Origin of the sequence: Sphaerisporangium sp. NPDC005288 (assembly GCF_040607475.1) — a bacterium.
Classification (GTDB): Bacteria; Actinomycetota; Actinomycetes; order Streptosporangiales; family Streptosporangiaceae; genus Sphaerisporangium; species Sphaerisporangium rhizosphaerae.
The window spans coordinates 177,059-198,177 of sequence record NZ_JBEXGT010000001.1 but is presented as its reverse complement, the minus strand read 5'-3'; the positions used below and the strand labels follow the sequence as shown (position 1 = coordinate 198,177).

At 74.7% G+C, this 21,119-nt stretch carries 13 protein-coding genes; 3 read left to right on the top strand and 10 right to left on the bottom strand.

Going from position 1 to position 21,119, the window contains the following annotated elements; translation table 11 throughout:
- Window positions 1-10 precede the first annotated feature (10 nt).
- The 3 genes from ABZU32_RS00825 to ABZU32_RS00815 all read left to right on the top strand — a co-directional run bounded on the left by ABZU32_RS00825 (window position 11) and on the right by ABZU32_RS00815 (window position 2,708).
- Window positions 11-1,102 (top strand): transglycosylase SLT domain-containing protein, encoded by a 1,092-nt coding sequence (locus ABZU32_RS00825; RefSeq protein ID WP_354915314.1) that lies wholly within the window; start codon window positions 11-13, stop codon window positions 1,100-1,102.
- 212 nt (window positions 1,103-1,314) lie between these two features.
- Window positions 1,315-1,725, top strand: coding sequence for a hypothetical protein (locus ABZU32_RS00820; protein WP_354834989.1), 411 nt, complete (start codon window positions 1,315-1,317; stop codon window positions 1,723-1,725).
- The gene (locus ABZU32_RS00815; protein WP_354915311.1) at window positions 1,722-2,708 is read left to right on the top strand and encodes a hypothetical protein; all 987 of its coding nucleotides are present in this window, start codon (window positions 1,722-1,724) and stop codon (window positions 2,706-2,708) included. The genes ABZU32_RS00820 and ABZU32_RS00815 overlap by 4 nt, the downstream gene beginning before the upstream one ends.
- A gap of 78 nt (window positions 2,709-2,786) precedes the next feature.
- On the opposite strand, the gene ABZU32_RS00810 is transcribed toward ABZU32_RS00815, so the two are convergent.
- The 10 genes from ABZU32_RS00810 to ABZU32_RS00765 form a co-directional block, all read right to left on the bottom strand.
- Window positions 2,787-2,957, bottom strand: a complete 171-nt coding sequence (locus ABZU32_RS00810) for a hypothetical protein (protein WP_354915308.1) — start codon at window positions 2,955-2,957, stop codon at window positions 2,787-2,789.
- Window positions 2,958-3,106: 149 nt separating this feature from the next.
- Complete coding sequence (locus ABZU32_RS00805; protein WP_354915305.1) at window positions 3,107-3,709, bottom strand: hypothetical protein; 603 nt, start codon at window positions 3,707-3,709, stop codon at window positions 3,107-3,109.
- An 81-nt stretch (window positions 3,710-3,790) separates the two neighbouring features.
- Window positions 3,791-4,309, bottom strand: coding sequence for a hypothetical protein (locus tag ABZU32_RS00800; protein ID WP_354915302.1), 519 nt, complete (start codon window positions 4,307-4,309; stop codon window positions 3,791-3,793).
- Window positions 4,306-15,603, bottom strand: coding sequence for a hypothetical protein (locus ABZU32_RS00795; protein WP_354915299.1), 11,298 nt, complete (start codon window positions 15,601-15,603; stop codon window positions 4,306-4,308). Before ABZU32_RS00795 ends, ABZU32_RS00800 begins: the two co-directional genes overlap by 4 nt.
- Before the next feature lie 24 nt (window positions 15,604-15,627).
- Window positions 15,628-15,951, bottom strand: coding sequence for a hypothetical protein (locus tag ABZU32_RS00790; protein WP_354834975.1), 324 nt, complete (start codon window positions 15,949-15,951; stop codon window positions 15,628-15,630).
- A gap of 6 nt (window positions 15,952-15,957) precedes the next feature.
- Window positions 15,958-16,362: a YbaB/EbfC family nucleoid-associated protein gene (locus ABZU32_RS00785; protein WP_354915296.1), complete on the bottom strand. Its 405-nt coding sequence runs from the start codon at window positions 16,360-16,362 to the stop codon at window positions 15,958-15,960.
- 230 nt (window positions 16,363-16,592) lie between these two features.
- Window positions 16,593-16,982 carry a hypothetical protein gene (locus ABZU32_RS00780; RefSeq protein ID WP_354915293.1) on the bottom strand — a complete coding sequence of 130 codons (390 nt, stop codon included), beginning with the start codon at window positions 16,980-16,982 and terminating at the stop codon, window positions 16,593-16,595.
- On the bottom strand, window positions 16,979-18,052 hold the full coding sequence (locus tag ABZU32_RS00775) for an SseB family protein (RefSeq protein WP_354915290.1): 1,074 nt from the start codon (window positions 18,050-18,052) through the stop codon (window positions 16,979-16,981). The genes ABZU32_RS00780 and ABZU32_RS00775 overlap by 4 nt, the downstream gene beginning before the upstream one ends.
- Window positions 18,053-18,086: 34 nt before the next feature.
- Entirely contained in the window at window positions 18,087-18,440 is a 354-nt protein-coding gene (locus ABZU32_RS00770) for a YbaB/EbfC family nucleoid-associated protein (RefSeq protein ID WP_354834967.1), read from the bottom strand.
- An 85-nt stretch (window positions 18,441-18,525) separates the two neighbouring features.
- Window positions 18,526-20,946: a serine/threonine-protein kinase gene (locus ABZU32_RS00765; protein WP_354915287.1), complete on the bottom strand. Its 2,421-nt coding sequence runs from the start codon at window positions 20,944-20,946 to the stop codon at window positions 18,526-18,528.
- Window positions 20,947-21,119: the final 173 nt, after the last annotated feature.

Here is a 21,119-nt window from a genome sequence, read left to right as displayed (position 1 = left end):
ACCCGCGACGTTGACGGACATCGACGCCGTGGCGGGGTTGCCGGGCGGCCAGGAGCTGGCCGCGCTGGCGCGCAAGGTGCAGGGCGACCCGGCGGCGATCCGGGAGCTCGCCAAGCGCTGGCGCACGGCGGGCGGCCACACCGTCGAGCGGCTCAACACGCTCGGGAAGGCCCTGTCCCAGGTTGACGCCGCCTGGAAGGGCGCCTCGGCCGACGCGTTCGTGACCTACATGGCCCGGTACGGGCGCGCGGGCGACTCCCTGCACGGCGCGCTCGCGTCCTGCGCCGACTGCCTGGACACGGTGGCGGGCGCGGTGGAGACCGCGAAGCGCAACGTCAACGGCGCGTGCGACGACCTGCTGGCCTGGACCGCCGAGTACCGCCGGCTGAACCCGCACGCCACCGAGGACGACCTCAAGGCGGGCATCACCAAGGAGGCCGGGCAGTACACCGCCCTGGCGCGAACCTACGTCGGCACGGCCGAGAGCGCGCTGACCACCGCGCACGGCGACATCGCCAAGCACCTCAAGGAGGCGACGCCCGCGTTCGCCGACATCCCCGCCGCCGGCGACCAGTCGTTCGTCCCGGGACCCGGCCGCGTCACCGAGTGGGTACCGGTGCCGAAGAGCGAGTACGACCAGTACTTCGGCCGCGGGTCCTACGGCGACTCCGGGGGCGGGAGCGGGGGGTTCGGCGGGTACGGTTCCAGCGGCCCGCCGCCGCCGGGGGGCGGGCCCGCGCCCAAGGGCCAGGTGGCCGAGTGGATCCAGCAGGCGATCGAGATCCTGCGGGCCGCCGGCTACCCCGTGGACAAGATGAACCCGAGCGACATCTGGATGATCATTCAGCACGAGTCGGGCGGCAACCCGAACGCGATCAACAACTGGGACTCCAACGCGGCGGCGGGCACTCCGTCCAAAGGCCTGATGCAGACCATCGACCCGACCTTCGACCGGTGGTCGCTTCCCGGGCACCGCGACATCTACAACCCGGTGGACAACATCATCGCCGGCGTGCGGTACGCCATCGAGCGGTACGGATCGGTCTCCAACGTCCCCGGAGTGGTCGGCACGAAGAACGGCACGGGCTACCGCGGCTACTGACGGCCGCCGCCGCGCCATTCCGCACTGACTCGCCCAGGTCGCGGAGCCGGTGGTTCGCGGCGCGGCCGGTGCGCCGCGCGAGGGCGATTTCCACGGTGTGTCGTGGTGCTCACTTCGGCGACATCCGGGAAGATCGGCTTCTGCAAATATGGCGAAACCCGGCTTTTCTACCATTCTGGGAGGTCGGGTGATCACAGGATGCGGAGGCGCCGGTGGCGGGAACGGACGTGTACGGAGACGGCCGGCCGGGCGTCGTGACGGACGTCGCGCCGGCCGTCCTGACCCGGCGCCAGGACGACTTCCACCTCCAGCGCGACCACCTGGGCACCGCGCTCAAGGCCGCGATGGCCGCACTCTCGGGGCTCGGCCACTTCTGGGGCGACGACGAGCACGGCCACGTCTTCTACGAGGGCGCCGAGGGGCGCAAGGGCTTCCGGGCGGCCACCGAGGAGATCGTGCGGCACTGCGGGAACATCACGGCCGCCTACGACCGCATCGGCGACAACCTCGCGCAGGCCGGGGCCAACCTCGAGACCGCCGACTGGGCCACCGTGGGCCGGCTCGCGCAGGCGGTCGACGCCCAGGGGTTCGCCGTCCCGGTCACCAAGGCGGAGGTGAGGTGAGCCCGTCCTTCGCCATGCTCAGAGCGCCGCTGGCGGCCTTCGGCAGGACGGCCGGAAAGCATCCCGCCGGCACCACCCTCACCGTCGCCACGGCGGCGCACGGGGCGTTCGTCTCGGCGATGCTGGGCGTCCAGTGGCCCGAGGGCGACCCCGACGGCCTGCGGACCGCCGCCGGCACCCTGGAGGGGCTGGCCAAGAGCATCGACGACGGGATCATCGCCGCCGACGAGGCGGCCAGGCAGGTGTGGACCGGCAACTCCGGGCCGGGCGTCGAGGCGTTCAGGTCCATGTGGCAGGGCTCGCCGACGCCGCTGACCGCCTTCCGGCCGGACGGTTTCTCCGGGTACCCGCCCGACGTCGCGGACTACTGCCGCCGGGCCGCCGCGGCGTGCCGCGCCTACGCCCAGTACATCGACACCACGCGGCACCTGCTGGTCGTCATGGCGGTGCAGGCGTGGGCGAACATGCTGTTCACCACCATGTACGCCTGGCCGACCGCGGGGATGGCGAGGTTCGCCGAGCAGGCGGTGCAGAAGTACTTCACCTCGCTGGCCCGCAGCCAGCTGAAGATCTTCAACATCGGCGTCTCCAAGATCGTCCAGAACGCCTTCTACTACACGATCGACAGCGTCGCCTACGCCGGGGGCCAGCAGGTGATCCAGGCCGGCATCTACGCCGCCTCGGGAGTGCGCAAGGACGCCGACGGCCGCGACGTGCTGTCGCTGCGCACCAACGCCGTCGAGTTCGGCCAGGCGTTCGTGGCGAACCTCGCCTTCGACGCCGCCGCCGACTCGGTCGCGCTGGTGCCCTTCCTCCCGGGCGGGCGCTGGGGGAGCTTCGCCGCCCGGATGACCGGCTCGGCGACCTACAGCATCGTCGGCAACCTGGAGCAGGACCCGGGGGCCAACCCCGTCCCGGCCGACTGGGAGACATGGGTCACCAAGCTCCTCATCCACGGCACCCGCTCGATCAAACCGGCCTGACCGCGCCCTTGAGCCGCGTGCCCGGGGTGGAAGAAGTGTGCCGGCCCGTGGCGCACACCCCTTCCGTCGCCTCGCGGGTTACCCGTTGAGCTGTGCCACGGCCTGGACGATCTCGGGGTTGTCGGAGTGGAGCTTGCCGCCCCATCCCGCGTTCTCCAGCGGGTAGTGGTTCATCAGCAGGAGGGTCTCCTTGGTGTTGGCCAGACCGTCGTAGGCGTCGCTGATCGCGGCGAGGATCTTCTCGGTCATCGTCCTCTTCACGTCGGCTGCGCGGGGAACGCACGCTCGCCGACGCGCTCCGCGCCCGAGACCTCGCACTCGACGGCCGCGAAGACCTGGCCGAACGGTTCGTCGGCCTGTTCCCCCTGCCCGAACCGGTGAGCCTGTCGTCGTGAGCGTCAGGCGTCGCGGCCGGTGTTGGTCACGATGAAGTCGTCCAGGGTCTCCTGGTAGGCGGCGATGTCGCCCTCCAGGGACGCGCGGGTGAAGCGCTGCGGCGCCTCGCGGTGGATCGCCGCGCCGTGGCCGGTCCAGAACGCCGAGGCGGGCACTTCGGCGGCGCCCGGAGGCAGGAACCTGGCTACCTCGGCGGTCGCGTCGCGGGCCCACTCCCATGCGCGCACCACGCCCTGGAAGCGTTCAGGGTCATCGGGGGTGGCGGCGAACAGCAGGTCCTCGCGCATGGCCCGCCGCGCGTAGGCGGCGCCGAGCACCCGCCACTGGCCGGCGTCGATCAGCTCTGAGCGCCCGGACCCGAAACGCAGCCGGTCGCGGCGGGCCTCGGCCTCCGCCTCGTACGGCACCACGACCTCGACGCCCAGTGCCAGGCCGAGCGCCTGCCCGTCGAACCGCAACGTCCACCCGTCCTGGCCCTCGGTCAGCGTCGTGTGGGCCTCGTAGTCGCGCTCGGGCTCGGCGGCGCGGCCGGGGTCGTCCCGGCTCGCGGTGAGCGTGATGTAGAGGTGCGCCTCGGTGAGCGTTCTGGCGCGAAGCGGTGACATGCAGTCCCTTCCTCTGCGGCCGGCCCGGAGCCTTCGACCATATCGGCAGCGGGGCCGGTGCCGGCGGCGGTCGTCCTGTCGTCACCCGGCGAGGCGGCGGTAGGCGTCGCGCACCACGAGCAGGCGGTCCACCTGGAACCGGCCGGGCTCCGCGCCGCGCACCTGCCGGCCGAGGTCGGTCCAGAACGCCCGCTCGGGCACCTGATCCTCGCCCGGCGGCACGAACTTCACCACCTCCTCGACCGCCGCCACCGCGATGGCGAGCGCCTGCCGCGCCGCGTCGGGGTCATCGGCCGGGACATTGCCCGCCGTCAGGTCGGCCACCCACAGCCACTCGCCGGCGTCCAGGAGCTGCGAGGGCTCGGGGCCGCCGAACGTGGGGAACGGCCCGGCGCCCACCTCGCGCTCCGGCAGCCCGAACACGTGCCGTCGCTCGGCGCCGCAGCCCGCGCACGCGCCGGCGTAGCGCGCCGCCAGGCCCTCCGGCGCGGCGACCAGCGCGTGCTCCCACGTCGTCTCGACCGACCCGCACCGCTCGCACGGGTGCAGGTCCAGGTACAGGTGGGCCTCGTCCCTGGTGCGGGCCACTGGGAGCGTCATACCGTGCTTCCTCGCTTCGGCGGCGTCAGCGTCTGCCCGGGCGTCAGCAGGTCGGGGTCGTCCCCGATCAGGTCCCGGTTCGCCTGGTACCAGTCCCGTGCGGCCCGCGCCACCTCGCCGTCGGTGGCGCCCGGCCCGAGCCAGCGGCGCGCGATGGTCGTCAGAGTGTCGTCGTGCCGTACCCTCACCGGCCGCCCCACCGGTTCGCCCAGTTCGGAGGGCGAGCCGAACGGCGACGGCGGCCGTGGCGGGGCCGAGGCCGAGGCCGGGCCCGACGGCGTCGGTGCCGGTCGCCGAAGGGAGTCCTCCTCCGGCGGGATCCAGCCGGTGGTGTTGCTCATCCGCCGCATCCGCGCCCAGAACTCGTGTCGCGACTCGCCCGCCGCCGGTGTCCCGCCGCCCGCCGGGCCGTTCCCCGCCCCGTTGCCCGCGGAAGGCGTCGCGGCGGTCCCGTTTCCTGCGGGAGGCCCTGCGGTGGTGCCGTTCCCCGCGGAAGGGCCTGCGGTGGCGCCGCTCCCCATGGAGGGCGCTCCAGAGGTCGCGCTACCGGCGGGTGGTGCTCCACTGGTCGCGTTCGCGGTGGGTGGTGCTCCGGTGGTGGCGTTCGCGGCGGGAAGCGGTCCGGTGGTGCCGTTCGCCGGGGCATTGGCGGGGCCGGTGGCCGCGGGCGGTGGGCCGGCGGCGGGACCGGGGGGCGTGGACGCGTTGAGCAGGCTGCCGATGCTCGGCCGCTGGCGCGGCACCGACGGCGGGGGGCCCGACCACGGCGGCGGCGGGGGAGTGAGCCCGCGGCCCTCCACCAGCCGGGCCAGCCCCTCGATCTGCGCGCGCAGCCCCGGCCGCCGGTCCGCCGGAGCCTGCGTCCACTTGCGCGAAAGGTAGCGGTACTCGTCCACCCGCGCCTCGGCGCACGCGTCGGTCGTCGGCACGGGCGCGCCCGCCGGGCTCGCCGCGGCCAGGGACGGCCGCAGCACGCCCTGCGGGGCGCCGCCCGCGCGCGCGGCCAGCTCGCGGATCGCGTGGCCCACCTCGTGGACCAGCGTCCGCGCGACCAGGTGGGCCGGGGTGTCAGGGTCGATGCGCACGACGTACGGGGAGCCGGAGTCCAGGTCCGTGCTCGCCATCCGGTCGGCCGGGACCCCGGCCACCTCGGGGCGGAAGCGCACCTCGCCGAGCGGCCCCCCGGTGGTGACGGTCAGCACCGGGTCGCCGTCCGGCCACGCCGAGGCGCGGACGTCCACGCCGAGGTCGTCGGCCTGGACATCCTGCCAGGCGGTGCGCAGTTCGGCCTCGTCGAGCGGCCCGGACTCCGGCGCCCTGCCCCTGACGAAGCCCGACCCCGGCTCCACCGGGGCGCGGACGCCCAGGCTGCCCAGCATGGTGTTGGCGCTCTCCTCCGGGCCCGGACCCCACAGCGGGCGCGGGAAGATCGGCGCGGGCCGCTGGGGCACGCTCGCCCCGAGGGTTTCGAGCTCGGCGGTGACCTGTTCGGCGAAGTCGCCGCGCACGGCGGTCCGGTTGAACAGCGGGCGCAGGTCCAGCCCGTGGGCCACCGCCGTGGCGGCCACCTCGGTCGGCAGCGCGGCGAGCGCCGCCGCGAACCCGCCGTCGGGGATGTCGCCGGCCAGCCGGCCCCTCGTGTCGGCCGTGTACCCGCGGACCAGTCCGCCGGGCTCCTGCACGTCGATGCGCACGTCGACGCGCAGCTCGCGGGCGAGCAGCCGCGCCCAGGCGAGTGGGATGGGCAGGTCGGCCGGTCGCGCGGAGGTGCTGAGGGTCAGCGTCTCGCCCGAGCCGGGATGCGGCAGGCGCCCGCGCAGTTCCTCGGCCACCGCGTGGACCGGGGCGGTGGCGAACTCCGGCCGGCTCCGCGCCGCGTCCACCACCTGGTCCAGCGTCGCGGGTCCCCGCCCGGCGGAGGCCCACGGCGGGCGTCCGGCGAGCGGGCGCCGCCGGCGCGGACGGCGCTCGGCGGAGGAGCCGTCCTCGTCGAACGACCAGCCTCTGCCCGGCTCGTGCCGCCGGCGTCGCAGCATGGCCTCGTAGTCGCGGGTGGCCATCATCACCACGGCGTGCCCGGTGACCGACCCGGGCAGCTCGACCACCCTGCCCGGGCGCTCGCCGCCGTCGTTCCGCACGGTGGACACCCTGAAGGACACCGCCAGGTCCAGGCGGGTGCTCAGCGTCACCGCCGGGCCCTTCTCGAAGCCGCTCTTCTCCTTGCGCGCGCCGCCGGAGGAGGAGACCCGCTGGCCCGCCTGGTCGCCGGTGGACACGCCTTGGCCGGTGCCCCAGCCGTCCTGCGCGCCCTCCACGCCGCGGCTCGCCGGCGACAGACGATTGCGCTCCGAGGCCGTCCCGTACGTCTCCTGGCGACGCTTGACCTGGCGGTTCTCGAGATTCTCCCGCTCGCCGACGACCATCTCCTCCTCGGAGGGCGTGGCGTGGATCCACACGTCCACCACCTTGTTCCCGTGCAGGGGGACGCGCAGGACGGGGTGGCCGTCGGGTGAGGTGATCAACTCCAGGTTGGCGTTCAGCGCCATCCGCGACAGCGCGTGGGCGATGCGGGTCCACTGCTCCTGCACGCCCACCGGCCCGAGCAGGTCCGGGCGCGCGAGCCGGGCGCGCACCGCGTCGATGAGCCCGTCGGTGACCGTCTCCACCGGGAAGATCGCCTCCGGCAGCTCCAGCGGGCGCGGGTCGGGGACGCGCGGCGTCGGCGCCGGCACCTGGTCGGCCGGAACGGTGAGGCCGTCCTCCACCAGACGCACGGCCGTGCCCGTCAGCACCAGCGGCGCGGGATCGGCCAGGATCGGCGCCACCGGACGCACCCAGGGCAGCACTCCGGCCACCGCTCGCGCGCCCCGCGCGACGCCCCGGTACACCGCGCTTCCGGTGCGCTGGAACAACGAGCGCACCGGCTGGGTCAGCCGGTTGCCGGACCGCCCGGGGGGCATCGGCACCACTTTCGCGCTGACGGCGACGGTCACGGGGTGGCTGACCAGGTCGCCGCCGTCGAAGGAGGCCACGCCGTACAGCTGGGTGAGCTGCACGCCCCTTGAGGTGGACCGCGTGTGGCCGCGATGGCTGCCGGCCGTCGCCTTCCCGCCGTTGCCGCCTCCCGACACGCCGCCGTTCACGCCGGCGCCGAACGACGATCCGGCCGAGGCCGACTCCTCGACGCTCTCGTAGCCGTACTTCTGGCGGATGAAGACCTTGGCGTCGTTGCGCCCCTCGCGCTCGACCGTGTCGCCGTCGAACCCGCTCCGCAGGGTGATTCGCACCAGCTTGGTCTTGTGCCGGCCGACTCGCACCGGCATCTCCCACTCGAAGCCGTGCGGCGACAACTGGTTCTCGATGGTGCCCCACCAGTTGTCGCCGGCGAACATGCCGACCAGGGCGCGGATCATCACCGGGTCGGTGAGCCGGGCGTCCGGGACCGCGGCAAGGACCTGGTCGACCACCGCGTCCAGCATCTCCACCGCACGGCCGTCGGCCGTGCGCAGCCTGATCGACTGGACGGCCGTCGTGCCCAGCCGGTCGCGGGAGTACGCGGGCATCGCCACCTTGACCTTCTGGGCGGTGCGCGCCGGGTCGAGCAGATCGTCGAGGTCCGCGGCCGGCTTGTTCAGCTCCTTGAGCAGGCGGGCGCTGATGCCCTCGAACAGCGCCTCGGGGGTGTGCTTGGCCAGCAGCGGGATGTCCGGCGGGTTCGGGTCGGCCAGAGCGGCCTGCCGGTCCTTGACGTACTGACGGGCCAGCCGCATCGCCATGGGCGCGTCGAACTTCAGGTGGCCGTTGAGGAAGCGCTCCATCGCGTCGGCCACCGCGTGCAGCGGCAGCGGCATCTCGCCGTGCCCGTACAGCGTGAGGGCGTCCTGTTCCGGCAGGTCGTACATGATGCTGCCGTTCGGGACCACCTCGGGCGGTCGCGTCTCCGAGCCCTCCATGCCCCCGGTCACGTAGACCGTCACCGGGACGCGGTAGCCGTACTGCTTGCCGGTGTCCACGATGATCGGCTCGTCGCCGGCGATGAGGGTGCGGCCGGTGGAGTGACCGGCGTTCCTGGTCGCCGACCCGTTGACGCCGCCGCCCAGATCGGCCGCCAGGCGCCCCGCCGCGCCGGCCGAGGCGTTCACCGCGTTGCTGTGGGAGCCGCCGGAGTTCGCCGAGGTGCTGCTCAGCGCGAGGTGGATGTCGGCGGTGGTCAGGTTGTTGACCGCCACCCACTCCGACTCGCCCAGCTCCACGCGCACGGCCACCCAGCCGCGCCGCGGGCGGGCGCCCTCCGCCCGCACGAGGAAGTCGGCGCGCTGCTCGCCGCCCAGCCACGAGGTGTCGGAGATGATCGTGCGGACGTTGGCCAGCGCCGCCAGCATGTGCCGGGTCTCCGCGTCCGCGCGCGCCGCCTCAGGGACGACGTTGAGCATCGCGGGCAGGACGTCGCGCAGGTCCATGTTCAGCAGGATCGAGCGCCGGATGAGCTCCGGGGTGGTCGGGTGCGGCGCCACCGGGCTGGTCACCGCCTGCCGCTGGGCGAGCAGGTCGACCGGCACCAGCATCCGCGCGGACACCGGCGCGGCCAGCGACTCCGGCGACAGCAGCGAGCGGGTCCGCCCCTTCTCCACCAGGTCGGCCCGCATCGTGTAGGCGCGCCGGAACTCCGCCACGGGCGTTCCCTCGATCAGCGTCACCTCGTTCAGGGTGTAGCCGGAGCCCCAGCCGGTGGAGCGGCTCATGCCGCCCTCCCAGCCGAACTCGGCGCCGGTCCAGTGCTTGCCGAGCTTCGCGGCCAGCTTGACCAGCGGCTTGAAGGCGAAGGACAGGGAGGCGATCCAAGTCTTGGACCTGCTCCTCGACCGCACGGTGGTGTTGGAGCTGATGTTCAGCGCCACGTGGCCCTCGGCCTCGGACCACCCCGCGTAGTCCGAGCGGCCGGTGTCCACCAGGCTCACCCGCAGCGTGTAGTGCCGGATGCTCTCCCCTAGGCTCGCGCGCACCAGGTCCAGGTGGACGCCGTTCTGTGCGGCCTGGTCGATGCGGGTCTGCAGGGCGTTCACCGAGAACTGCTCGGTCACCTCGCGCAGGTTGGCGAGCTGGGCGTCCCGCTCCAGAGGGTCCAACGACGGCTTGGGCAGCCCGTCCGGCCCGATCCCGGGCAGCAGGCCGGCCGCGCGCAGGTTCCTCATGACCTCCTCGCGCCTGCGGTGCACCTCGACCGCGTCCAGGTACACCGTGGACGGACCGGCGCCGCGCATCTGGTCCGCGTTGCTCCCCATCCAGACCGGCGCGTCGGTGGTCCGGCCCGGCGGCGGCGCGGGATCGGGGTCGTCGCGGAACCTCGGCGAGCCGTCGGCGTTCGCGCGCTGCTCGCCCGCCTCGTCCCTGGACGGGGCGTCCGCGTCGACCGCCCACCCCGCGCGGCCCGCGTCCGGCTCGGGCACCTGCAGCAGCATCCGCGTGTCGCCGGAGACCTCCGGCCGGGGGCCGCCCTCGTCGAAGAAGTAGACCGTGACGTCGTGGTGCAGCGTCACGTCCTGCAGGTTGGTGCGCCCCATCCAGCGGCGCACGAGCGGGTAGATGGACACCCCGCCGGCCGACACGCCGTCCGAGCGCGACCACGCCCGCCGGAAGCCGGCGTTCAGCCGCACTCCCAGGCCGTGCCACCCGTTCGAGGGGGCGGTGTCGTCGGTGAGCCCGACGCCTCCGGTCGTGCCGAGCCCCGAAGAACGACCGGCCGACATGGCGCCGGTGGCGCCGGAGAAGCTGACGCCGAGCCACTCCTGGAACTGCTTCCATCCCGGGCGGGACGCCATCGACTCCGACACCACCCGCGACCTCACGCGCAGCACGCCGCTGCGCCCGCCGTCGGTGATGATCCGGACGAACCCCTGCTCGTCGTCGACCGCCTCGGTGAGATGGCCCGGGAGCTCCTGGGTGATGATCGCGCGCACCTGGTCGCGGGTCGCGCGCCGCAGCGGCCTGCCGTCCGTGCCCTCCGTGGCCACCGCCTGGTCGGCCAGCCCCTCCAGACCCTCGGTGTGCAGGGGGACGTACCGGGGGAACCGGGCGTCGCCTACCTGGTCTTCGGGCAACCTGAACGGCGCGTCGGGCGGGTGCTCGGTGTGGGCGTGCGACAGCCACAGGTCAAGGCCGGTCTTGTCGTTGCCCGCGCCCTCGGTGACCCGGGCCGCCGCCGTCCATTCCGGGCTCCCGCCGCGACCGCCCGGGACGCGCGCGTCGACCGTGTAGGCCACCGGTACGTGGAACAGCGTGGCGTCGCCCCGGTTGTCGGCGACCTGACCGGGCAGGACGTACTCGGTGTGCGACCCCGTCGTGCTGGAGGAGCGGCCGACGTTGTGGCGCACGCTCAGCCCGACGTACTTGGCCAGGCCGCCGAGCAGGCCCACCAGCCCGCCGCCGGGCGTCGCCAGCGCGGCGACCGTCGCCAGGTTCAGGCCGAAGGACGCGCTGAGCATGCGCACCACGGTCGCCGCCATCCAGCTCCCGCCCTGGGGCAGCAGGCCCTGCATCATCTCCGAGGACACGCGGCCGGGGTCGGGCACCTCGACCGGCTCGCCCATCTCCAGACGGATCCGCACCTCGCCCGCCGTCCCGTGCCCGACGCGCAGCACCACGCCGTCGGGCGAGGCGAGCTGCTGGAAGTCCGCGCGCAGCGTCCACACCAGCTCGGCAGGGCGGACCCTCTCGTCGACGCCCCGGTCGGCGAGCACCTGGTTCACCGCGTTCGTCAGCCGCGTCAGGTACGGCAGCCGGCCGCTCGGGATGCCCACCGGCAGCACGGCGTCCGGAGGCCGGGCGGCCTTCACCGCCTCCCGGTAGCGCTCGAACGCGGCGTCGGCCTCCCGGACCTGCTCCGCGACCCGCGCGACCAGCTCAGAAACGGAAGAGGCCGACGCCTGTGCGGGAGAGGTCGACGCCTGTGCGGGAGAAGCCGACGCGTGGGTTGGAGAGGCCGACGCCTGTGCGGAAGAGGCCGACGTCTGAGCGGGAGAGCTCGACGCGTGGGTTGGAGAGGCCGATGTCTGGGCCGGAGTGGCCGATATCTGGGCCGGGGAGGTCGATGTCTGGGCCGGGGAGGCCGACGTCTGGGTCGCGGCGAGCCGCTCCAGCGTCTCCGCCACCCTCGCGTAGGCGGCGGCCACCTCCTGCGCCCGGACGGCGGCCTCGCCGTAGGCGTCGGCGATGCGGCCGTAGTGCTCGGCGGCGATCTCCTCCAGTCGCTTGGTGGAGCGGGCGTCGCGTGCCCGGTCGACGTGCCAGGCGTCCTCCTCGGCGTCGGCCTTCTCCGCGTTGTCGCGGGCCGTGCCGGCCCGCTCGGCGGCGTCATCGGCCCTCTTCCGGTTCGCGGCCTCCCGCGCCCGCTGCCCGTCCTCCACCTGCCGAAGCGACTCGCGCACCCGCTCGACCCGCTCCACCAGTTCGACCAGCGGCCCCGGCAGCGCCACCCCCGCCTGCGTCCCCCGAGCCGGGGTTGCCGAGGGCTGCGTCCCCTGCGCTTGGGTTCCCTGGGCCGAGGTTGCCGAGGGCTGCGTCCCCTGCGCCTGGGTTCCCTGAGCCGGGTTTCCCTGAGACAGGGCCCCCTGGCCTTGGCTCCCCGCCGGCGTCCCCTGAGTCTGCGTCCCCTGGGCCGGGGTCGCTTGGGTCAGGGTCGCCTGGACCGGCTGGGTCTGGGCGATCGTGGTGGGGACGACGGTGTGGACGCGGCCGGTGTCCCACGGCGGCACCGGCGCGGGGCGTCCTTGGTCCGACAGCCGGGTGATGAGCGTCCTGATCTGGCGTTCGTAGTGGTCTCGCTGATCGGGCGCGGCGTGCGACCAGCGCTCGGCCAGGTGCCGGTACTCCGCGTACCGCGCCTCCACGTCCGGTGCCAGAGCCCCGCCCCTCGATGAGAACGGGTTCAGCGCGGCCCCCAGGAACCGCCGGACGACCCCTTGCGCGGGCCGCGTCTCCCCGCCGCCCGGGACGACCTGCCCCAGGTCCGCGTTCGGCCCGGCCTGCGCGGTCGCGTTCGGCCCGGCCTGCGTGGTCGTGCCGGTGCCCGCACCTGTCCCCGTGGAGGTGGTCTGCGCGGCGGTGGCGGCGGCTGGGGCGGCGAGGTCGTCGGCGAGGGTCGCGGCGCGCTCGGAGACGACCTTCCGCTGCTCGTCCAGCGGACCGGTGCGCATCACGTCGTAGTCCGACGACTCCTCCGGCAGGCCGCCGTTCGCCTCCTTCACCACCCGGTGCGCGGCCTCGGTGAGGTCGGAGGCGCGCAGACGGCCCCAGCGGTCGCCGACGACCTCGCGGGCCACGTCGGCGAGGACGTCCAGCGCGCCGGGGGAGGCGTCGGCGAGCCGGCCGAGCGCGTTCAGCGAGCCCGCCATCGGCGGCAGGCCGGCGGACCGCGATATGGCCGCGCCGAGCCGGGCCGCCGCCTCGGCCCGCAGCCGCTGGTCCTGGACGCCGTCCATGACCCGCACGCCCAGATTCCGGGTGATGCGGCGGACGGCATCGGCGCGGACCAGGTGGGGTCGCCCGTCGGGGCCCGTCACCCGGAGGGAACCGTCGTCGAGCGGCAGCGCGTCCGGGTCGACCAGCGGGAGCATGTCGCTGAGCACGGCGGTGACGGTGTGCGCCGGGTCGGGAGAGGCGGCGCCGGCGGCGGAAGTGCCCCCGCCCGAGACGGGCGGCACCCCACCCGCCCCGACCTGGGGAGGCGTCCCGGCGGGCGTGGTCTGCACGGACGGGGCCGCGCCCGGCGCGACCTGTGGAGGAGTCCCGGCGGAGGTCGTCTGCACGGACGGGGCCCCGCCGGCCGCGGCCTGGGCAGCCGTCCCGGCGGGGGTCGTCCGGAGCGGGATTCCGGAAGGGGTGACCTGGGAAGGCGTTGCCGCGGGTGTCACCTGGACGGAGGGCATGCCCGGCATGAACAGCGGCGCCGGACCAGCGGCGGCCACGACCGGACCCGGGCCGCCCGCCGGAACCACCCCCGTGGCCGGGACCACCCCCGTGGCCGGGGCCACTCCTGCGGCCGGGGTGGCGCCCGAGGTCGCGGGCACGCCCGTTCCCGCCGGAGCGGGCGACGGTGACCCCTGCGGCGCCGACGCGTTCGGGGTGCCGGGGACCGGGGCGGACGCGTTCGGGGTGCCGGGACCGGTGACGTTCGGGGCGCCGGGGGCGGGTCCGGAAGCGTTCGGACCGCCGGGGACGGGGCCGGCGGCGCTCGTCCCCGCGCCGGGTGGTGTCGTGCCGGACGGCGCGGCCGTGGTGGGCGGGGGCGCCTGCTGGGGGGACGCCTGGGCATGGGGATCGGGCCCCTGAGGCGAGGGCGCCGAGGTGGCCGGCCCACCGCCGGACGGAGCACCCGTAGACGTGGACGACTGCCCACCTCCGGCACCGGTGGGGCCGGTTCCGGGCGTGCCGGTGCCGGTGCCGGCCGGGTCGGTGCCCGGAGCCGCGGGGCCGCCGGTCGTGGAGGTCGAGGTGGAGCCGCTCCCGGACGGATCTCCGGACGGAGCGGGGTTGGCGGCGGACTGCCCCGTGGAGCCGCCCGAGGACGCGGTCTGTCCGGTGCCGGTGCCGGGTGGCGGGGGGCCGCCTGGTCCGGTCTGGTTGGACTGGCTTGCGGCGCTGCTCTGGGTGGAGTGACCGGTGCCCCCGGTCTGGGCAGGCTGGCCCGTCCCTCCGGTCTGGTTGGGCTGGCCCGTGCCGCCGGACTGTGTGGCCTGGCCTGTTCCTCCGGTTTGGGCAGGCTGGCCCGTCCCTGCGGTTTGGGCGGATTGGCCGGTGCCGCTGGTCTGGGTGGGCTGGGCTGTGCCGGACGGAGGGGGGTTGCCGGTGGAGAGGGTGGCCGGAGGGGCGGCGCCGCCGGGGGGTGCGGGGCTCTGGCCGGAGGATCCCGTGAGGGGCTGGCCGGTGCCGGTGCCGGTGCTGGAGGGGCCTGCGGGGCCGGAGTTGGAGGAGGCCGCGGGGCCGGAGGACGCAGGGTTGGAGGCAGCGGGGTTGGAGGCAGCGGGGTTCGAGACGGAGGGCGGGGCGGCGGCGGGGGCGGGGGAGGGATTGGTCGCCGGGCCGGTGCTGGAGAGGGTGGTGGCGCGGGCCTGGGCGTCGGCCGTGGTGGCGGCGTGCAGGGTCTGCGCTGGGTGGGTGACCGCGTGGAAGACGTCGGGGTTGAACGGGCTGATCGTCCGCGTGCGGCCGGCGCCGCCCATGAACGCGCCCGCGAGGGCGTCGGGGCCGAGCGCGGTGAGCGGGTTCCACTCGTTGTAGACCACCCCGTTGGCCAGGAAGCTGCCGGCGGGCGAGGCGACCATGTTGTTCAGCCCGGTCTGCATGGCGTCGCGCCCGAACCCGGCCAGCCTGCTGGAGGCTCCCGACCCGTTGCGCGCCAGGTCGTCCAGCCGGTTGAGCACCGGGACGCGCCCGCCGTACCGCGACAGCAGCGGGGCGGCCACCTTCATGCCGGCCACCGCGCCGCCGCCCGCGCCGATCGCCGAGGCGGAGGTCTTGCTCCAGTCCCAGCTCGTGCGGGTGCCCATCTCCATCTGCTTGTGCTGGCTGTAGGCGTCGATGAAGACCTCTTCGCCGATCTCCTCGATGATCTCCCGTCCGAGGTGGCTGGCGAGCATCGTGCGGGCGAGGCTGTGGGCGCCGGTCTGGGCCAGCCGGCCCGCCGCGAGCCGCGCGGTGACGCCGGCGCCGAGGTCGCGCCCGGCGACCGCCGCGAGCCGCTGGAGGATCCGCCAGATGGCCGCGCGGGTGGAGGCGGCGATCGGGCCGAGCAGCGGCACGCCGGCGCCCATGCTGAGCAGCGCGATGGCGGCGGCCGTGACCCCCACCCAGAAGGCCACGTTGATCGAGATCTTGGAGTACTGCGTCTCGCGCGCGAAGTCGTCGACCTGCAGCGCCTTGGCCTGGTGCGCGAGCGCCAGCCCCAGCACGCCTCCGTCGCCCTTGAGTACCTGGTTGGCCTGCTCGACGTACAGCGGAGTGGCGGGAACCTGCCATCCGGCAAGGACGGCCCTGCCGGCGGCGATGCCGGGGTCCACCGACTCCTGCAGCCCGCCGCCGAGCGCCTGGTGCTCCTTGGCGAGCTCCCACAGCAGGCTCTCGCTGGCCTTGGGCCAGCTCTGCCCCGCCGCGATCATGGCGATGAAGGTGTCCACCCAGCCGGGGAGCGACTCGCCCCAGGCGGGGGTGACGTCGGTGGAGGAGGTGCCGCCGATGCCGGGGGACGCCTGCCCGCCGGGGGTGTTGGGGTTGACGTTGGGGTTGCCGCCGTGCGCCACGTCATTCCCGTCCGGTCGCCGGGGTCAAATGCTCAGGGTGGTGCCGGCCTGGGCCTTGTCCGTGCGGCGCGTGTTACCGACGGCCGTGCGGACCTTGCCGCCCACCTCCTCGACGTCCTGCATGACCATCTCGCCGATGCGGGCGAGCATCTCGGGACTGGCGTCCTTGATGTAGGCCGTGTGGAAGGACGCGCCGGCGGAGTCGTCGCCCCAGGGCGCCGCCGCGACGAGCCGCTGGATGCGCGCCTGGCCCTCCTTCAACGCGCGGGTGATGCCGCTGGTGGCGGCGTCCCACTGGGCCAGCGCCTGGACGGCGGTGGGGGCGTGGACGTCGACGTTCTCCGGCATCGCGGGTCACCGCCTTCCGAGCATCTGCTGGGCCATCTGCTCCAGCACGCTGTCGAGGTCTCCGTCGAGGTGGGCTCTCATCTGCTCGCGGGGGACCAGCGGCGCGAACAGCTCGATGACCTCCGCCTGCGCCTTCGCGGCGGCCCGCCGCACCGTCGCGGTGATGGAGTCGGCGAGCTCGCGGGAGTCGGGCCGCCGGTAGATGCGCGGGTCGATGTCGAGGCGGATGAGGTCGCCGCGCGCTCCGACGGTGGCGGCGATCAGCCCGTCCTCGGACTTCTCCGTGATCTGTACGGCGCGGGCCCTGCGGTGCGTCTCGGGCGCCTGTTCCTGAAGGCGCATGAAGGCGGCGCGGAGCTCCTCGGCATAAGCCCGCATCTCGGCCGCGTCCCCACCGGCGAATCCCTCCACATGACCTCCCCGAGCACCTGTCCCCACGGTGCCAGGTGCTTAACGGCACCGTAACCGTGCCCTAACTCCAGGGAAACAGTCGCTTGATCGGACATTGTGACATTCCGGGATTTAACTCGGCAAGCGTTGTGCGTCGAATCCGGCTTTTCTTCCGCATTGCCGGTTATGCGAGTATTGCGGTCTGCCGTATCACCAGAAAACGGACACGGCGTTCCCCCGCCCCGCTGAGGTCACAGGTCCAGGAGAACGGCCTGCTCATGAAGGTCGGCGACCTCGTCCCGGGACACCCAGGCCCGGTGCACGCCTCGCTCGACCCGCTCGAACCCGAGCGCCCGCGCCACCGGCAGCAGCCCTCCGGTGTACTCGACCAGCAGCTCGCCCTCGCGCTCGGCGCGCACCTGGCAGGGCGCCCCGCGCCACAGGCAGGCCGTCGTCACGAAGACGACCCGCTCGCACTCGCCCGCCGGCACCGGCCGCACGTGACGATCGGGAGCGACCGGCTCGAAGCCGTCCACCGGCCCGGCGGCGCGCAGCCGCATCCACAGCCCGTCCGGACGCGGGTCGGGGGCGGCCTCGTACTCCTCACCCCGCCAGCGGACGCGGTAGCCGTGCCACCTCACCGCGACCGCCCCTCGCCGGGACCACCGGGACCACGGGGACCACCGGGACCACGGGGAGCGCCGGGAGCGCCGGGAGCACCCTGAGCGCTCCACTCCTCCTCGGGCGGGCCTTCTTCCTCCCTGGGCAGGCTCTCCTCCTCAGTGAGGAGGCCCCACTCCTCGCCTGGAGGGGCGCCGGTCGGCGGCGCGGCCTGGACCAGCAGCCAGCGCTCCAGGTCGCCGTCGTACACCGCGCGGCGGTGCTGCACCCCGGCGTCGGTCAGCTCCCAGATCTCGGCCCCGTGCGGCAGGCCGACGCCGTCCACCTTGTACTCGCGGATCACCTGGTCGACGTTCGGCGCCAGCCCGAGGCCGACGAACGGCGGCTCCTCGATGAACAGGCCCTCCACGGCCGCCCTGCTCTCCTCGTCCACGCCGCCGTAGGGCGTGCGGTAGAGGTTCAGCCCCACGGCCGCCCACCGCAGCAGGTTCACCGACCCCTCGTCGGTGAGCACCCCGTCCACCTCCGCCATGCCGAGCGCGTCGGCCAGCACGGCGGGGGTCGCGATGTGCGCTACGTCCAGCGCGCGGTGGCAGTACCCCGAAACCCGGGTCTCCCCTTCGGCCAGGTACGCGTACAGGTCGCGGGGCGTCAGCGGCTTCTGCACGACCGGCAGGCCCGCGCCGGGGTCGGCGAGGCGCTCCTCGGCCAGGGAGGGGACGGCGAGCCTGGCCACCGTGCCGGACCGCAGGAAGAAGTGCACGGGGAGCCCGGGGTTGACCGCCAGCCCCCAGCGCGGGTCGGGCCAGCCCGCTGCCAGCTCGGGCAGCGTGACGACGCGGTGGTGCGCGGTGACCTCGCCGATGCCGGACCGCATGGCCCGCGCGGAGGTGTAGGCGAGGATCCAGGTGCCCTCGGCGTCCGACGCGGTGGGCCAGGCCACCGGCTCGCGCCCGGCGGCGGCCGCCGGGCTGACCGGCAGGGCGAGCTGTGCCAGGCGGAGCAGGCCGAGGCACAGGGCCAGGTCTCCGGCCGCGAACGCCGAGCCGAGGCCCTCTTCGAACGCACCCGCCGGCTCCCACCCCTCCACGGCGATCACTCTAGTGCGGCGCGCGTCCCCGGGATCAGTCGTGCGGCAGAGCGCCCGCGGGCGGGGGCTCCGCGACCAGGGGGGCCATCAGCGACTCGGCCCGGTCGGCGGCGTCGGCCTCGGCTCGCCTGGCGGCCACCAGGATCGCCTCGGCCAGCGCCTCGGACCCGAGCCGCATGGCGCGCGGGTCGATGCGCAGGGCCACCAGGGAACCGCCGGGAAGCGCCTCCACGATCACGCGGCCGTCCTCGGCCTCGCCCCGTCCGCGCGTCTCCGACAGCCGGCGCCCGACCGCCTCGAACCTCGCCGACTGCGCCGCGAGCGCCTCCAGCACCTCGTCCACCTCGGGGTCGCCGGTGGGGGAGTAAGGTCCGCCGTTGGTCGTCATACGCGCATCCTTCGCTTCGCGGTACGAGACGAGGCCCGGCCGCCGGTGCGGGCCGAGCCTCGTCGGGGATGGACGATCGGGTGGGTCAGCCGCAGTTGCCGAACGGCGCCGCGGTGGAGCCGGCGCCCGCGCTGCCGCTGAAGCGCACGCACTTGCCCTTGCCCTGCATGACCACCGGCCCGGCGTAGTACTTGAACGACCCGCTCTCGCTGACCGGGGCGGAGCCCTGCACCTCCAGCGTCGCCGACACCGGGCTGAGCACGCCGATGTTCTGCGTCTTCATGGTGACCACGCAGTTGAAGCCGGTGGCGAGGTTGTAGAGCTGGTAGGTGACGCCGCCGGTGAACGCGCTCTGCCGCTGGACGGCGAAGCCGGTGCCCTTGCCCGACCCGTTGCACACCTGCTGCGGGGTGAAGGGGTTGGTGGCCGGCTTGGGAGCCGGTGTCGCCGTGGCGGTACGGGTGACGGTCGGCCTCGGGGCCGGCGTCCGGGTGCCCGTCGGCCTGGCCGACACGCTGGGCCGCGGGCTCCACACGTGCGGGGGCCGCGGCGTGAACGACCTGGACACGCTCGGCGTGGGCCGCGGCGACGGGGAGCTCGGGTGCGGGGACGCCGGGCCGGAGGTGGTGGGCGTCGGGCTCGGCGTGGGCGTGGGCACCAGGCTCAGCGGCCCGCTCGGCGACGGCGAAGGCGTCGGGCTGCCCGGGCCCGAGGGGTCCGGGGTGGGGGTGACCGACGGCTGCGGCGACTGGTCGGGCCCGGACGGGCTGGGCGTGGGGGTCGGCTCCGCGGACGGGCTGACCACCGGGCTCGGCGTCATGGTGACGGTGACCGTCGGCACCGGGGTCGGCGACGACCGCGTGGGCGTCGGCGGGGCCGACGGGATCGGCGGCGGGGTGAACTGCGGGCCGGGCGAGAAGTTCGGGATGTTCGCCGCGGGGCTCGACGTCGTCAGCTGCATCGGGTAGACGCCGGTCTGCTGCGGAGCGGGGGAGCCGGCCCACGGCACGGTGACCTGCGGGCGCGGCGCGGTGCTCTCGCCGACGCCGCCGACGCCGGCGACGTCGCCCAGGCCGCCGGACGGCTCGGGGACGTTCGTGCCGCCGGCCTGTCCCTCGGCCGCGACCCGGCCGATCTGCTGGCTGCTGCCCGCGTAGTGGCCGGCGCCCCACAGACCCAGGCCGGACAGGCCGATCACGATGCCGACGCCCGCGGCCAGGCCGACGGGGAAGTGGGCGCCGGTCCTCTTGCGCACCGGCGCGGCGGGCGGCGCCTCGCCTCCGGCGGCGGCCGGCAACTCGGGCCGCGCGGGCTCCTCCGACGGGAGGGCGGGAGCGCCCCACACCGGCGGGGCCGGCGGCTGCGGCTCGGCCGCGTACACCGTCGGGGGCAGACTCTCCGTGCCCTGCGGGACGACGGCCGGAGGCGGCGCGACCGAGCCGCCCGCCTCCATCAACGTGTGCTGCGGAGGGTCACCGGGTCCCGCCGGACCGGCCTGACTCGCGGGCCCGGCCTGACCGGCCGGGACGGTCGGCGTGCTGGAGGAGGACGCGCCGGGGACGCCCGGGACGGGGATGCCGACCAGGGGCGCGCCGGGGACGGGCGCGGCCGGGATCGCCGGGGCGGGCGGGGCCGCCTTCTCCTCGCCGAGCAGCCACAGCATCGCGCCCTGGGCGGTGGGCCGCTCGGCGGGCACCTTGGCCAGGCAGGAGCCCACGACGTCACGCAGCGGCGCGGGAAGGCCGCCGAGGTCGGCGCGGGCCGTGGCGATCGCCTCGGCGTCCTCGCCGAACGGCTCGGCGCCGGTCGCGGCGAACACCATCGTGCTCGCCCAGGCGAACAGGTCGGCGGCGGGGCCGGTGGGCTCGCCGCGCACCTGCTCCGGGGAGCGGTAGGCCGTCTCGCCGAGGCCGAAGTCGCAGACGCGGGGCCCGTCGGCGGACAGCAGGACGTTGTCGGGGGTGAGGCCGCGGTGGGCGATGCCGGCCAGGTGGACGGCGGTGAGCGCCGTCAGCGTGCCGACGGCGACGCGCTCGAGGGCGTCGCCGGTCAGCGGGCCGTCCAGTTCGACGGCCTCGCGGAGCGAGCGGCCCTCGACGTGCTCGCGCACCACGTAGGCGCGGTCGTCGATCCAGCCGGCGTCGACGCTGCGCACCGCGTAGGCGCTGGACACCCGCTGGGCGGCGGACAGGTCGTCGACCACCCGCGCGCGGGCCTCGTCGCCGGCCTCCGGCCACGGGGGCAGCAGCTTGACGACGAACAGCCGGCCGGGCTCGCCCGTGGCGGGGGAGGGGGCGGACTCGGCGGGCGTTCCGGTCGCGGCGGCGCTCTCGCCCTGGGTGCCGGACTCGGCGGGGGCCTCGGCCTCGGCGGCCGTGGGCGCTGCGATCGGCGCTTCACCGGAGAGGCGGCCAAGGTAGACGACGCCCCGGGTTCCCTCACCCAGCCGCCCGAGAAGCGTGTACGCGCCCACCTGCTTGGGGTCATCCGGCAGCAACGACTGCATGTCCTTTATCGCCTTCCCCTGTGGATCATCTCAAGCCCCTGGAGATCTCAAGCATCATGACACCACATGTTTGAGTCGCACTTAACGTAATTTGTCACGTCTGCATCACATGTTACGGTTTCGTTGATCTTGGGGGCGGGGAAACGGATAGGGCGATTCATCTCATCCCGTAC